The organism is Pseudonocardia autotrophica (assembly GCF_003945385.1).
Lineage (GTDB): Bacteria > Actinomycetota > Actinomycetes > Mycobacteriales > Pseudonocardiaceae > Pseudonocardia > Pseudonocardia autotrophica.
On sequence record NZ_AP018920.1, the window covers coordinates 1,664,870 to 1,678,357 of the forward strand.

Genomic DNA, 13,488 nt, shown 5'->3' on the forward strand with positions numbered 1-13,488 from the left:
TCCCACCCGCCGGGGGGATGGCGTTCACAGCATCCGTTGCCAGTCTCGGCACAACGCCCATGCGAGCCCACGGTTCGCACGGTTCTAGGCTCACCGCGCTCGAGGGGTTGCCATGCTTGCCGAACGCACGACACTCGCTCAGTTCCTCATCGAGGAGCGACGCCGCCACCCTGGGGCGAGCGGAGACCTCAATGCCCTCATCCTCGACGTCGCCCTCGCCTGCAAGGCGATCTCCAACAAGGTCGCCGTCGGCGCCCTGGGAAACGTCCTAGGCAGCGCAGAGCAGACCAACGTTCAGGGCGAGGTCCAGCAGAAGCTCGACGTGATCGCCAATGACTACTTCCTGCGGGCGACGGAGTGGAACGGTCACGTCGCCGGCCTGGCATCCGAGGAACTGGACGATCCGTACAAGCTTCCCGACCAGTACCCGCGGGGGAAGTACTTGCTGGTGTTCGATCCGCTCGACGGATCGTCCAACATCGACGTGAACGTTTCCGTTGGCAGCATCTTCTCCGTCCTGCGGGCACCCGACCCCGGGCGGGACCCCGCCCCCGAGCACTTCCTGCAGCCCGGGGTCGAGCAGGTCTGCGCCGGGTACGCCATCTACGGCCCGTCCACGATCCTGGTGCTGACACTCGGGAACGGTGCCCACGCATTCACCCTCGACACCGTGCTCGGCGAGTTCATCCTGACCCGGGTCGGGATCCGGATCGCCGACAGCGCCTCGGAGTTTGCCATCAACGCCTCGAACAATCGCTTCTGGGAGCCGGCCGTGCGGCGCTACGTCGACGAGTGCCTCGCTGGGCGTGCCGGGCCGAGGGAGAAGGACTTCAACATGCGTTGGGTGGCCTCACTGGTGGCCGAGACGCACCGGATCCTCACGCGTGGCGGTGTCTTCCTCTATCCGCGCGACTCCAAGGACGCCGCCAAGCCGGGCAAGCTCCGACTGCTCTACGAGGCCAACCCCGTCGCGATGATCGTCGAGCAGGCCGGGGGGATGGCCAGTACCGGCCGCGGGCGCGTGCTCGATCTTGCTCCGAGTGAGCTGCACGAACGGGTTCCCCTGATCTTCGGGTCCCGTGACGAGGTGCAGCGCCTCGACCAGTACCACCGCGAGCAGCACGACCGCCCCTACGACTCACCGCTCTACGCCACACGTGGCCTGTTTCGCACGGCAACCGGCTGAAAGGAGTCACCGCGCATGTCACAGAAGCATCCGATCATCTCGGTCACCGGGTCATCCGGGGCTGGAACGACGTCTGTGATGCGGACGTTCGACCAGATCTTCCGCCGGGAAGGTGTCAATGCGGCCTTCGTAGAGGGGGACAGCTTCCACCGGTACGACCGGGTCGAAATGCGGGCCGCCATGGCGGAGGCGCACGAGCGCGACGACCACGCCTTCAGTCACTTCGGGCCGAAAACCAACTTGTTCGAGCAGCTTGAGGAGTTGTTCCGATCCTACGCTGAGACCGGATCGGGCAAGGTGCGCAAGTACCTTCACGATGAGATCGAGGCCAAACCGTACGGGCAGAGCCCCGGCACCTTCACATCGTGGGAGGACCTCCCTGGTGACTCCGATCTGCTGTTCTACGAAGGACTGCATGGTGCCGTCGTCACCGATGGCGTAGACGTCAGCCAGCACGCGGACCTCAAGATCGGGGTCGTGCCGGTGATCAACCTCGAGTGGATCCAGAAGTTGCATCGGGACAACGTGGCTCGAGGGTACTCGACCGAGGCGGTCACCGAAATCATCCTGCGACGGATGCCCGACTACGTCAACTACGTGTGTCCGCAGTTCTCGCGAACCGACGTCAACTTCCAGCGCGTTCCGGTCGTCGACACCTCGAACCCGTTCATTGCGCGAACGATTCCGACGGCCGACGAATCAATGCTCATCATCCGATTCAGAGATCCGCACGGCATCGATTTTCCCTACCTGGTCTCAATGCTGCACGACTCCTTCATGTCGCGTGCCAACACGATCGTGTGCCCTGGCGGGAAGATGGACCTTGCCATGCAGCTGATCTTCACTCCTATGGTTCTGCGGTTGATGGACCGCCGCAGGTCTGAACGTGCAGGAAGCTGAGATGCGTCTCTACCTTGGTTCTGACCACGCCGGCCACGAACTTGGGACGTGCCTCGTTGGGCAGTTGGCGTCGGATGCACATGACGTCTCGGACCTCGGCCCGAGCGAGTATGACGCCGAGTACGACTACCCGCCGTTCTGCATTGCTGTAGCGCAGGCCGTAGTCGATGATTCTGGCAGTTTGGGGATTGTGGTGGGCGGATCGGGAATGGCGAACAGATCGCCGCCAACAAGGTAAAGGACGTCCGTGCTGCACTGGCCTGGTCGGAAGCGACAGCCCGTTTGGCCCGAGAGCACAGCGAACAACGACTTGAGCATGTTCCTGCGTCCGGTCGATGAGCGGCCACGCGGACGAGGTGATCAAGTCACGTATCGACACCGCGCGGATCCTTCGTCTCGTGTTCTCGCCAAGGATTCGAGTTTGGGCTCGCAATCAAATGCATTCAGGGTTGCCCGTGGCACCATTGAGGTCGGTAGTACCGATTCGTCCAGGAAGGAATCAGCGATGCGGATCATTGGCATTCTGGACCAAAAGGGGCGCACTGTGCATGCTGTGTCTCCTGAGGCTCGCGTGACAGAGGCGGTAGATGTGTTGTGCGAGGCAGCGGTTGGTGCTGTCCTGGTGCGAGACGAAGATGGCAAGATCCGCGGCATTCTTTCGGAGCGGGATATCGTGCGCGCCTTCCGGACTCGCGGTGCCAAACTTGCGGACGCCACGGTCGCGGATATCATGACCCGCAATGTGACGACGTGTCGACCCAATGACACTGTGGCGGGCGCCATGGCGGTAATGACTCGAGGACGCTTTCGTCATCTACCGGTGATGGATGGAAGCCAACTGGTGGGGCTGGTGAGCATCGGTGACCTCGTCAAGCATCGGGTGCGAGAGATGGAGCTCGAGACTGGGGTACTCCGCGACATTGTGATCGCGAAGCGCTGAATGTGAGTTCCACGGCATCAGATGGTCGGTCAATTCCTCTGTCCGGTCTCGAAGTGGGTGCGGTGGTGGCAGACCGACTCGACCCACGCGGTGAACAATGCGCGTTGAGCTCAAGCAGCCTGGCGGGCGGGGACAACCCGCCGGTCGGCCAACTGGTCGGCGGTGGACAGCCAGCACGATCAGCGACACTGATGCCGACGGTGCCCACGCTGGGCCGGGTCTGGGCGGCGTACGTCGCCGACGACGCCGGGCACGCCGATGTCGCCGTGGCGGTGGCCGCGCTCGGGCTGGACGGCCCCAGCCCGCTGTCCGAGGCTTGTCCGGACCCGGACCGCCTTGCTGCCCCGGCCTCACCCCCCGGGTCCCCCGCGAGGGGGAACCCTCAACCGTCCCGCATCCCATAACGTCCGACGCGCGGCGTCCCCCGACCGCCGCGAGATGGCGAGGTCGACGATGGCGCGGATCCCTGACTGCGACGGTGTGCACGGTGCGCCTGCACTCGTCCGCCTCGTGCACCAGGTGACCGCGCTCGAGTTCGGCCCGGCGACCCGCTACGACGGCGGGCTCCTCACCATCGAGCGCCACGACGCCGAACGGCTGCTGGCCCAACCGGCGCTCGCCGCGGTCCGGCTCTCGCTGGCCAGCCCCGGCGACTCCGTCCGCCTGGTCAAGGTGCTCGACGCGGTGGAGCCGCGCGCCAAGGGTGCCGGTGGCGGAGGGGTGTTCCCCGGCTTCGTCGGGCCGGCCCGGTCGCAGGGCCGGGGGAGCACGCACGTGCTGCGCGGCATGGCCGTGGTGGCGGCCGGGTACCTGCCCCGGGCCCAGGAGTCGCTGGTCGACATGTCCGGCCCGGCCGCGCCGCTGTCGCCGCTCGGGGCCACGCACAACCTGGTGGTCGAGTTCGACCCGGCCCCCGACGCCCGCTGGGAGGACGTCGACGAAGCGGTAGCTGTCAAGTCAACTGAGACAGTTGATCTTACTGAGTTGGCTGTAGGACGGGTTGATTGATCCACGCCTGCTCGGGCAGGCGCGGCGGGCTGGGCCGGCGACTGAATCGCTCGGGATACTGGGCGTGTGCGCGGTCGAGGACGGTCTGACGCTGAGCCCGGACCTCGGTCGCGGTGTCGAAGTGGATCGACGCCGGGGTGTGCATGCCGATGCCGGAGTGCCGATGCTCGTGGTTGTAGTGCTCGAAGAACCGCTCGCAGAACGCGCGGGCATCAGCGAGCGAGCCGAACCGGTCCGGGAAGTCCGGCACGTACTTCAGCGTCTTGAACTGCGCCTCGGAGAACGGGTTGTCATTCGAGCACTGCGGCCGGGAATGTGACCGGCAGATACCGAGATCGACCATCAGCTCCGATACCGGTTTCGAGGTCATCGACCCGCCCCGGTCGGCATGAATCGTCTGCGGGATGACGTGGTTGCGGGCGACTGCGTCGGCGAGGAAATCCTTCGCCACGACGGCATCCTCAGCGTTCGCGGCGAGCCATCCGACTACGTAGCGGGAGAAGATGTCGAGCACCACATACAGCTTGTACCACTCGCCCTTCCGCGGGCCCTTCAGCGCGGTGATGTCCCACGACCACACCTCGCTCGGGCCATGAGCGACCAGCTCCGGGCGCACCCGCGGCGGATGCGTGGCCTGGGCGCGCCGTTCCCGGTTCTGACCCGCTGCGCGGGCGATCCGGTACATGCTCGACTGCGAGCACCACCACCGGCCCTCGTCGAGCTCCCGGGCCCACACCTGCGGAATGGCCAGATCCCGGTAGTCCTCGGAGTTCAGCAGCGCGAGCACGGCGGCACGCTCGTCGTCGGTGATCGTCGAGGGCGGGAGCCGGCGCGCACGGTGCGGGCCGTGCAGCGGCCCGAGCGTCACCCCCGCCGGGTCGGCGCGGCGGTAGTGCGTGGCCCGCGACCGACCGGTCAACGCGCACGCCGCCTTGATCGACACCTCAGCGGCGCGCAACTCGGTGAACGCGCCGTTCAACGCCGCTTCCGCGGCGCCGGTGGTTCCTGGTCGTCCGCGCTCTCGGACAGCTGCTCCAAGAGCGCGTGCGCTTTTCCCATGATGTCCAACGCGGTCCGCGTCTTCGTCAGGTCGGATTCGAGTTTCGCGTTCCGGGCCCGGAGCCGTTCCAACTCGGCCGCCTCCGCCGACCGCTTCGGACGTTTCGCCGACCGCCTCGAATCGGCTACGCCCTCCAGCGCGCCGACGTCCCGGGCCCGGGTCCACTCGATCACGTGCGACGAATACAGGCCCTCCCGGCGCAGGACCGCGCCCTTCTCACCGTTCGGCGCGTTCTCATACTCCGCGACGATCGCCAGCTTGTATTCCGCGCTGAACGACCTACGCGACGGACGCGGCGACGGACCACCAGCCGACCGCGGACCCGACGACGACGCCGTCGACCCGCTGCTGCCGGCCCCCGCACCGCGACGCTCCTCCGATGACACGAGCACCAGGATCTCCGATCACGCCCTCTACTGTGAACCGCTGACTTCAACCTGTCTCAGGTGATCTTGGCAGAGAGGGAAGCGCTGCGGCGCGGCGTGCTCGCGCTCGCGGCCCGGCTGGCCGAGGCGGCCCTCGACACCGAGCCCGATGTTGTCGAGCACGTGCCGGGCAGCGCACCGGTCGCCGGCCTCGACTTGCCCCGGGTGGTGGCGGTCACCAACCTGCAGACCCAGGGCGCGTTCAAGGACGTCTTCGTCTATGGCCGCAGCTTCCGTTCCTCCCTGCCGACGTTCGTCGACCCCGGGGACCTCGACGACGGCGCGGTGGTGAGCGGCCAGTTCGGCCACCCGGGGCTGAAGAACCCGACCTACCTGCACCAGAACAACCCGGTGGTGGAGGCACTGCGCGCCCGGCACGGCCGCGATCTGATGCTCGCCGGGGTGGTGCTCGCGCCCGAACCGACCGACCAGGCGGGCAAAGAACTCATCTCGGCGCACGTCGCCCGGCTCTGTGTGACGGCCGGGGTGCACGCCGCGGTGCTCACCAAGGAGGGCGGCGGCAACGCCGACGCCGACGTCGCCCTGAAGATGGACGCGCTGGAGGACGTCGGGATCACCGCGGTCGGCCTGTTCGGCGAGATGGCCGGGATCGACGGCACCGCCCCGCCGATCGTGGTTCCCCCTGAGCGGGCCACCGCGATGATCAGCACCGGCAACTACGACGCGCCGCTGCGGCTGCCCGCGGTGGCCAGGGCACTCGGTGGCGCCCGCTTCGCCCTGCTCGACGTTGCGGCCACCGAAGCGCTCGACGTCCCCACCGCGGTCGTCTACTGCTCGCTCAGCCCGCTCGGCTGGGGCCACCTGACCTGCAGGGAGGCCGCGTGAGACAGCGAGCCTGCCGGCGACGCTCAAGGAGCTGACGTGACCCGGATCGTGCACTACCTCAACCAGTTCTTCGCCGGCGTGGGCGGTGAGGAGTCGGCCGGGAGCCCGCCCGCCCGCGTGGACGGCCCGGTGGGGCCGGGGCGGCGCCTGCAGGCGCTGCTCGGCGACGGGTTCGAGATTGTCGCCACGGTCTGGTGTGGCGACGACTACGCCGCGGGGGAGCCGGGAGCCGTCGCGGAGATCCTCGCCCTCGCCGCCGAGGCGGAGCCGGACCTCATCGTGGCGGGGCCGGCCTTCGGCAGCGGCCGCTACGGTCTGGCGTGTGCCCGGGTGGCCGCGACCGCCGTCGCGGCCGGCACGCCCGCCCTGGCCGCTATGCACGAGGACAACCCCGGGCTGGAGGACGCCGGGGTCGCCCCGGTGGTCGGCATCGGGGCCACCAGCCGGGAGATGAAGAATTCGCTGCCGGTGCTGGCCGCGGCCACCCGGAAGGTCGCCGCGGGCGATCGGCTCACCCGCGAGGACGGACGGGCAGGGAAGCTGCCCCGCGAGTCCGTCACGAGCGAGAAGCGCGCCGCCGAGCGCGCCGTGGACCTGTTGCTGGCCCGCCTCGGCGGTGACCGGGACCGGACCGAGGTCCCGCTGCCTAGCTTCGACCACGTCACCCCGGCGCCGCCGTTGAAGGATCCGACGACCGCGACGATCGCGCTGGTCACCGAGGGCGCCCTCGTGCCGGACGGCAACCCAGACGGGCTGGAGTCCGCCCGGGCCAAGCGCTGGCTGCGCTACCGCATCGACGGCGTCGACACGCTGTCAGCCGGCAGCTGGCAGTCGGTGCACGGCGGATTCTCGACCGTCCGCGCCAACGAGGATCCGAACCGGATCGTGCCCCTCGACGTGGCCCGCGACCTGGAGCGGGAGGGCGCGATCGGCCGCCTGCACGGCGAGTACCTGGTGACGGTGGGCAACGGCACCACGGTGTCCGCGGCCCGTCGCTACGGCACCGAGTGGGCCGCCGACCTGCGCCGGACCGAAGCCCGAGCGGCCATCCTCACCGCCACTTGAGGAACCGGAACGCGTTGCGGGTCAACGCTTGCGAAAGAGCTGGAGCGGGCCGGGATCCCGACGGTGGTGCTGTGCAACCTGGTCGGCATCGCCCAGCGGGTCGGCGCACCCCGGATCGTCCCCACCCGGGGCATCCCGTATCCGACCGGGGATCCGGAGCTGAGACCGGAGCAGGAACGCGCCTGGCGGCGCCGGCTGGTGGAACGGGCCCTGGAGGCGCTCGCCACACCGGTCGAGGGGCCCACCGTCTTCCCCGTCGACATCGGAGAGAACACATGACGGCCACGCACGCCCCGGTCGTGGTGACCGCCACCACCCAGGTGCTGGCGCACACGCCCTCGCTGGCCCGGTTCGGTTCCAAGCCGGCCCGCAGCCTGCCCGGCAGACCCGAGGTCGACGAGCGCTTCACCGCCGCGCTGCGCAGCCACGCCGACGCGATCGCCTACTCGCCCCACCAGGCCTACATCGGCGCCCTGCATCCCCGCGACCTTCCGGCCAGGCCGTGGGCGGGGGTCACCGGTGGTGCCGCCGACCGCTTCGGCCCGGACGGCGAGGTGATGCCCGAGGCGGAGTTCGTTGGCCTGATGGCGGCGGTGGAGCACTTCGGGCTGCTCACGCTGTCTCCGGCGGCCGTCGACGAGGCGCTCGCCGCGCTAGCCCGGCACCCGCTGGCCAAGTGGATGGACCTGGAGCGCCTCGAGGCCCACCGCGGCGACGCCGAGGCGGCGGCCGCCGAGCCCGGCACGCTCGTCGTATCCGGGTCGTCCGGCCCGCGGGCGGTGATGCGCCGTGCCCACGACAAGGACGAGGCGCTGTGCGCGTCGGTGCTGCTGGAGAATCTGGCCGGCAAGGCGACGGCCACCCTGGCGGTGCTGCATATGCTAGACCGCAGCGGCGTCGACCCGACCTCGATCGACTACGTGCTCGGGTGCGGCGAGGAGGCCATCGGTGACCGCTACCAGCGCGGCGGTGGGAACATGGCCAAGGCGGTCGCCGAGGCGGCTGGGCTGACCGAGGCGTCCGGCGCCGACATCAAGGACTTCTGTGCCGCCCCGGTGCCGGCGCTGGTCATCGCGGCCAGCCTGGTGACCGCGGGGGTGTTCGAGCGGGTCGCTGTGGTGGCCGGCGGGTCGCTGCCGAAGCTGGGCATGAAGTTCGAGGGCCACCTCGCCCACGACCTGCCGGTCCTGGAGGACGTGCTGTGTGGTTCGGCCGCACTGGTCACCCGCGACGACGGCTGCTCGCCCCGGCTGCGGCTCGACGCGGTGGGACGCCACCGGGTGAGCGCGGGCGGCTCGGGCCCCCAGATCATGCAGGCGCTGGCCATCGAGCCGCTGGAGCGCCTCGGGCTGCGCACCACCGACGTCGACGACTACGCCACCGAGCTGCACAACCCGGAGATCACCGAGCCGCAGGGCTCGGGTGACGTAGCCGCGCGCAACTACAAGACGTTGGCCGCGCTGGCCGCCCGGCGCGGCGACATCGAGCGCGGCGACATCGCGGACTTCGTGACCCGCCGGGGGATGCCCGGCTTCGCCCCCACGCAGGGGCATCTCGCGTCCGCGCTGTGCTACCTGCCGCACGCGACGACGCGGCTGACCACGGGCGACGCCGAGCGGGTGCAGCTGGTGGGGAAGGGCAGCCTGTTCCTCGGCCGGATCACCCAGCTGTCGGACGGGATGAGCGTCCTGCTCGAACGCAACGAGAGAGGTGGCTGAGATGGTGATGGACGTGGGTGACGGTCGTGGGTGATGTCGTCGAGGCGACTCGGGACGACTTCCGGGATCTGGTGGCCGACGGGCTGGTGCTCGTCGACGTCTGGGGACCGTGGTGCGCCCGGTGCCTGGCCCTCATGCCGCACGTCGACGAGCTCGCCGCGCAGCGCGACGACCTGCGGGTGGTCAAGCTGGAGGCCCCGAAGGCGCGCCGGCTCTGCATGGAGCTCAAGTTGATGGGCCTGCCCGCGTTCCTGCTCTTCGCCGGCGGCGAGGAGGTGTCGCGCATCGCCGATCCGAACCTGACCGCACAGCAGCTCGATTCCTGGCTGGACGAGTCACTCGCCAGGGCGTGAGAAGGAGGTGAGACGGATGCTCAACGGGAAGAAAATCGTCGCGCTCGGTGAACGCGACGGCGTCGCCGGGCCCGCCATAGCGGCTTGCGCCGAGGCGGCCGGGGCAGAGGTGGTGTTCACCGCCACCGAATGCTTCGTTTGAACGGCATCCGGAGCCATGGACCTGCAGAGCCAGGAGGCGATCGCTCGCCTCGCCGAACTCCACGGACGCGACAACCTCGTCGTCATCATCGGCGCACCTGATGCCGAGAGCGCCGAGATCGCCGCCGAGACCGTGGTGTTGGGAGATCCGGCTTGTGCAGGAGCCTTGGCAGAGGTCCAGTTGGGCCTCGCCGTGTACCACGTCCTCGAGGACGAAATCCGCAGCGCCGTCCCCGCGGACGTGTACGAGGACCAGGTCGGTGTGATGGCAGACGTCCTCGACGCCGCCGAGCTGAGCAGTGCCGTGGCCGGCATCCGGGCGCAGGCGCCGCAGCCATCGTGACGCAGCCGTCGTGACGACGGGCGGGCCGGCGCCCTCGTGGTGCCGGTTCGCCCGGGTCGCTCTGGGCCAATCCGACGAACCCCAACCGCCGCCCTGGGAGGTCTGGCTCTGTCGGTCTCACCGACGAAGCCAGAGGTCGTCCCTCGACACACCACACGTCCCGTGGACGCCGTCGCGGAGGTGCCGCTCAGGCGGCGGACGGCGACCGACCAACGACACCGTGAGGTACGAGCTGACCACGAAGCGGGGATCCAGCAGCAGGTCGCGGAGGCGGTCGAGTTCGGCAGGCGTCATCAACCCGGCGTCGACGACGGGCTACTGTAGTTGCCGTGAGTTCACGCGCAGCCCATCGATCCACCGGGCGATGGGTGTCCATGTCGATCAGCACCGTGCCGTAGACGCGGCCGCGGCGTAGCGCGAAGTCGTCCACACCGAGCACTACCACGACGCCGATCTGCGGGTCGGGTAGCCGACTGATCAGCCGCAGCAGCGTGCTGTGGCCGGTCAGCAACCCCAGCCCGGCGGCGAGCAGGGCCCCAGCCCGGCCGGGCCGACGCCAGTCCGACCGCGGCGAGCATCCGCCCGAGCTCAGGCTGCGGCGGGCATACCGCGAGGTCAACCCCGGGATCTGCTCGGCGAAGGTCCGCTTCGGACAGTCGGGGTGGTCGCAGAAGAACCGCCGTACGCCCAGCTCGATCACCACATCAACGCCGCTGATCGGCGCATCGGCGACCCGGCGTGCGTAGCGGCTGTGGGTACGGACCGCGACACCGCCGCTACCCGGGGCAGCAGGCCTGCATCACGGCGGCTGCGGCCAGCCCGTCGGGGCCGACAGTGAGCAGCGCGACGACGGCGACGATGGCGTAATGCCGAGGACGAGCCCGAGCGCGACGGGGACGGCGCGGGGAATGGTGCATGCGGGGTCGCGGACCTCCTCCGCGATGGTGGCGAGGCGGGCGTAGCCGGCGAAGGCGAAAGAAGCAGCAGCGCGGCGGACTGGCGATGCCCAACACCCCTGCAGAGGTCCAGCCGGTCAGCCGGGCCGGGTCGGCGGCGCCTCCGCCGAGCCCGGCGACGACGACCGCGGCCAGCGCCAGCAGGTAGGCGCGACGAGCACTCGGGTGAGTGCCGCGGTCTTCATGTCGCCGAGGTAGTGCACGGCGAGCACGGCGACCGCGGCGACGGCTGGCGGGACCGGGATCGCGGGCCAGATCCGGTGGCCGGTGAGCTGCCTCGATCGCCCACACACGCGGACGATCGAGGCGTCCGGTGGCGCACCCCCCGGGGCTCTGGGGTCGGGCGCTCGTCATCCGTACGCTGGCCGTCGGATCGATTGAGGTAGGGGGGTGGCGATGGGGCGGCTGTTGACGAAGCGCGTCGCGGTACGGATCGGCGGGCACGGTCGCAGTCCAGCGTCGTGGCTGCGGGTGTCGACGACGTGACCATCCCCGGTCGGCTCGATGGGCAGGCTGCCGACTCGCAGCGCGATAGCCGGGTTCCGTCGGTGGTGCTGGGTGCGGCGCGCGCGGGCTCGGTCCTCGATCTCGGAGCTGCGGGCAGGGCGGACGTCGAGCGGGGCTGTGTTGCGTCGGGGCAGGTACCCTACCGGGTCGGGTCGATCACCAAGACCTTCACCGCCGCCGTCGTTCTCGGCCTGGTGCAGGACGGCGCGCTCGCGCTCGATTCCCCGGCGAGCACGTATCTCGCGGGAACGCCGTTCGGTGAGGTGCCGCGCACTTCGCACTCCCGAGGACCTACGTGCTGGCCTACGGCACCGAGACCAAGGTGACGCGCGACACCGTGGACCGGTTCGGGTCCACCGTGGCGCGGATGGAGGTCGTCGCGCTGAACGGTCAGTTCCGGCAGATCACCAGCACGAATCAGACCACCGAGCTGCGGATCGCGTGGATCGAGATGATCGACTGACAGACGCGCATTCCGAGGTGCGGTCGTAGCGGAGCCCAGATCTTCACACGCCTACACCGGTACGAGGTCGCCGACCGAGCCACTGAGCAGCGTCCGGTTGGCTGCGCCGAGCGAAGCAGATCGACTCCCGCGCACGGGCCGTCGCCTGGTGGTGGGGACGGCGATGCTGCCCGACGCCGAGGTCCGGCGCGAAGGGGCACCCGCCCGACCGATACGAGTGGCCCGCCGCTGGCTCGCCACTGCGTCGAAGGGGTACCGGGCGGCCCACATCGATCGGACGAGCGGATGCGGTCCTTCGCGCCGTGCCCGTTCGCCGGGCGGACGCGTCGCGCCCCACCACGTCCGGCGGGGCCGCCCCACAGCGGGGCGTCGCTCGATCCACTTCGGAGTCGACCATGCCCGGCACGATCTTGACCACCCGCAACGCCACCGTCGCCGACCTCGTCGCCGTCCTGCAGGCCCAGCATGCCGCGAAGCTCGACGTCGTCACGCCCGCGTGCCACCTGGTCGCCGACAACGGACACCTGCGCCTGATCGGCGTCGGGGAGCCCCAGCTCACCCCGGACGGGGTCACCGTCGGGGAGACGGTGCTGCGCCCGACCGCGGTCGCCGACGCCGGGATCGCCGAGAAGCTCGGCATCCCGCTGCCCTACCTCCGCCGCCTGCGCGCCGAGCAGCTCGGGCTCTACGACGCCAACGTCAACACCTGGCTCGCCGACGACCCGGACCGCCGCTTCCTCGTCCGCGGCCTGCACAACCCCGACGGCGGCACCGGAATCGCGCGGGCGCTGCTGTCGGACTCCTACCGCATGGTCGACAACCTCGACGTCCTGATGGCCGTCCTGGAGGGCGTCCGCGCCGCCGGGGTGCCGGTGGACATCGCCGGGTGTGACCTGACCGAGCGGCGCATGTACGTCAGGGTCCGGGCGCCGGGGATCGGGGAGTACGCCCCGGAGCTGCTGGGCGACTACCGGTCGCCGTTCACCGGGGCGCGGGGGGCGGACAACCCGCTGGTGTTCGCCGGGTTCGTGGTGTCGAACTCCGAGACCGGGCACGGGTCGTTCGCGCTCACCCCGCAGCTCACGGTGCAGGTGTGCGACAACGGGATGACCATCACCCGCGACGCCCTGCGGGAGGTCCACCTCGGCGGCCGGCTCGCCGACGGGGTGGTCCGCTGGTCGAGCGACACGCAGGACGCGCTGCTCGGGCTCGTCGTGAAGCAGGCCCGCGACGCCGTCACCACGTTCCTGGACCGCGAGTACGTCCGGGCGAAGCTGGCCGAGATCGCCAGGCAGGCCGGGGTGCCGATCCGGGACCCGCAGGCCACGTTGGAGCACGTCGGCAAGGCGCTGCGGTTCACCGCCGAGCAGCAAGCCACGATCCTGGCCCATTTCGTCCAGGGCGGGGACGTCACCTCCGGCGGGGTGCTGCACGCGGTCACGTCCGCGGCGCAGACCCTCGAGGACGCCGACGCCGCCCACGACCTGGAGCGGGCCGGACTGCGGGCGATGGCGCTGGCCGCCGCGCACGCCGCCTGATCTCGACCCCCCCCGACCGGTCGCCACGTGCCGACCACG

The 13,488-nt window shown here is 70.0% G+C and carries 15 protein-coding genes and 1 pseudogene; 13 read left to right on the top strand and 3 right to left on the bottom strand.

Annotation, left to right across the window (positions count from 1 at the left end; translation table 11 throughout):
• The first annotated feature begins 112 nt into the window (after positions 1 to 112).
• The 5 genes and pseudogenes from Pdca_RS08070 (at position 113) to Pdca_RS08090 (ending at position 4,034) form a co-directional block, all read left to right on the top strand.
• The gene (locus tag Pdca_RS08070) at positions 113 to 1,186 is read left to right on the top strand and encodes a class 1 fructose-bisphosphatase (RefSeq protein ID WP_085916679.1); all 1,074 of its coding nucleotides are present in this window, start codon (positions 113 to 115) and stop codon (positions 1,184 to 1,186) included.
• Between the two features lie 15 nt (positions 1,187 to 1,201).
• Entirely contained in the window at positions 1,202 to 2,086 is an 885-nt protein-coding gene (locus Pdca_RS08075; protein WP_085916678.1) for a phosphoribulokinase, read from the top strand.
• 1 nt (position 2,087) lies between these two features.
• Positions 2,088 to 2,413, top strand: a pseudogene (locus Pdca_RS08080) (RpiB/LacA/LacB family sugar-phosphate isomerase); the annotation flags it as partial.
• Positions 2,414 to 2,591: 178 nt separating this feature from the next.
• Complete coding sequence (locus Pdca_RS08085; protein ID WP_085916677.1) at positions 2,592 to 3,026, top strand: CBS domain-containing protein; 435 nt, start codon at positions 2,592 to 2,594, stop codon at positions 3,024 to 3,026.
• A gap of 453 nt (positions 3,027 to 3,479) precedes the next feature.
• Entirely contained in the window at positions 3,480 to 4,034 is a 555-nt protein-coding gene (locus Pdca_RS08090; protein WP_166665913.1) for a glycine/sarcosine/betaine reductase component B subunit, read from the top strand.
• Here Pdca_RS08090 and Pdca_RS08095 read toward each other — a convergent pair.
• Positions 4,003 to 5,013 (bottom strand): IS3 family transposase, encoded by a 1,011-nt coding sequence (locus tag Pdca_RS08095; RefSeq protein ID WP_125911267.1) that lies wholly within the window; start codon positions 5,011 to 5,013, stop codon positions 4,003 to 4,005. The genes Pdca_RS08090 and Pdca_RS08095 overlap by 32 nt on opposite strands.
• Entirely contained in the window at positions 5,010 to 5,486 is a 477-nt protein-coding gene (locus Pdca_RS36015) for a transposase (RefSeq protein WP_179956585.1), read from the bottom strand. Before Pdca_RS36015 ends, Pdca_RS08095 begins: the two co-directional genes overlap by 4 nt.
• Before the next feature lie 60 nt (positions 5,487 to 5,546).
• On the opposite strand from Pdca_RS36015, the gene Pdca_RS08105 reads away from it, so the two are divergent.
• The 5 genes from Pdca_RS08105 to grdA are packed head-to-tail and all read left to right on the top strand — an operon-like array spanning position 5,547 to position 9,985.
• Positions 5,547 to 6,365: a glycine/sarcosine/betaine reductase component B subunit gene (locus tag Pdca_RS08105; protein ID WP_166665914.1), complete on the top strand. Its 819-nt coding sequence runs from the start codon at positions 5,547 to 5,549 to the stop codon at positions 6,363 to 6,365.
• A gap of 48 nt (positions 6,366 to 6,413) precedes the next feature.
• Entirely contained in the window at positions 6,414 to 7,709 is a 1,296-nt protein-coding gene (locus Pdca_RS08110) for a glycine/betaine/sarcosine/D-proline family reductase selenoprotein B (protein ID WP_269462863.1), read from the top strand.
• On the top strand, positions 7,706 to 9,148 hold the full coding sequence (grdC, locus tag Pdca_RS08115) for a glycine/sarcosine/betaine reductase complex component C subunit beta (RefSeq protein ID WP_085916663.1): 1,443 nt from the start codon (positions 7,706 to 7,708) through the stop codon (positions 9,146 to 9,148). Before Pdca_RS08110 ends, grdC begins: the two co-directional genes overlap by 4 nt.
• Positions 9,149 to 9,165: 17 nt before the next feature.
• Positions 9,166 to 9,501: a thioredoxin family protein gene (locus Pdca_RS08120; RefSeq protein WP_197719951.1), complete on the top strand. Its 336-nt coding sequence runs from the start codon at positions 9,166 to 9,168 to the stop codon at positions 9,499 to 9,501.
• Between the two features lie 16 nt (positions 9,502 to 9,517).
• Positions 9,518 to 9,985, top strand: a complete 468-nt coding sequence (gene grdA, locus Pdca_RS08125; RefSeq protein WP_085916664.1) for a glycine/sarcosine/betaine reductase complex selenoprotein A — start codon at positions 9,518 to 9,520, stop codon at positions 9,983 to 9,985.
• Positions 9,986 to 11,018: 1,033 nt separating this feature from the next.
• On the opposite strand, the gene Pdca_RS08135 is transcribed toward grdA, so the two are convergent.
• A complete protein-coding gene (locus Pdca_RS08135) occupies positions 11,019 to 11,234 on the bottom strand; it encodes a hypothetical protein (protein ID WP_085916665.1) in 216 nt (71 codons plus the stop codon).
• Positions 11,235 to 11,423: 189 nt separating this feature from the next.
• Between Pdca_RS08135 and Pdca_RS08140 the strand changes: the two genes are divergently transcribed.
• From Pdca_RS08140 to Pdca_RS08145, 3 genes are all read left to right on the top strand, one after another.
• Entirely contained in the window at positions 11,424 to 11,774 is a 351-nt protein-coding gene (locus tag Pdca_RS08140) for a serine hydrolase (RefSeq protein WP_158092371.1), read from the top strand.
• The gene (locus Pdca_RS35395; RefSeq protein ID WP_166665830.1) at positions 11,744 to 11,911 is read left to right on the top strand and encodes a hypothetical protein; all 168 of its coding nucleotides are present in this window, start codon (positions 11,744 to 11,746) and stop codon (positions 11,909 to 11,911) included. The genes Pdca_RS08140 and Pdca_RS35395 overlap by 31 nt, the downstream gene beginning before the upstream one ends.
• Positions 11,912 to 12,306: 395 nt before the next feature.
• Positions 12,307 to 13,449, top strand: a complete 1,143-nt coding sequence (locus Pdca_RS08145; RefSeq protein ID WP_085916667.1) for a DUF932 domain-containing protein — start codon at positions 12,307 to 12,309, stop codon at positions 13,447 to 13,449.
• Positions 13,450 to 13,488: the final 39 nt, after the last annotated feature.

What these genes read in the sequence shown, in the direction of transcription:
- Pdca_RS08070 (WP_085916679.1), top strand. Translation starts at nt 113, where the DNA reads ATGCTTGCCGAACGCACGACACTCGCTCAGTTCCTCATCGAGGAGCGA.
- Pdca_RS08075 (WP_085916678.1), top strand. Translation starts at nt 1,202, where the DNA reads ATGTCACAGAAGCATCCGATCATCTCGGTCACCGGGTCATCCGGGGCT.
- Pdca_RS08085 (WP_085916677.1), top strand. Translation starts at nt 2,592, where the DNA reads ATGCGGATCATTGGCATTCTGGACCAAAAGGGGCGCACTGTGCATGCT.
- Pdca_RS08090 (WP_166665913.1), top strand. Translation starts at nt 3,480, where the DNA reads ATGGCGCGGATCCCTGACTGCGACGGTGTGCACGGTGCGCCTGCACTC.
- grdC (WP_085916663.1), top strand. Translation starts at nt 7,706, where the DNA reads ATGACGGCCACGCACGCCCCGGTCGTGGTGACCGCCACCACCCAGGTG.
- Pdca_RS08145 (WP_085916667.1), top strand. Translation starts at nt 12,307, where the DNA reads ATGCCCGGCACGATCTTGACCACCCGCAACGCCACCGTCGCCGACCTC.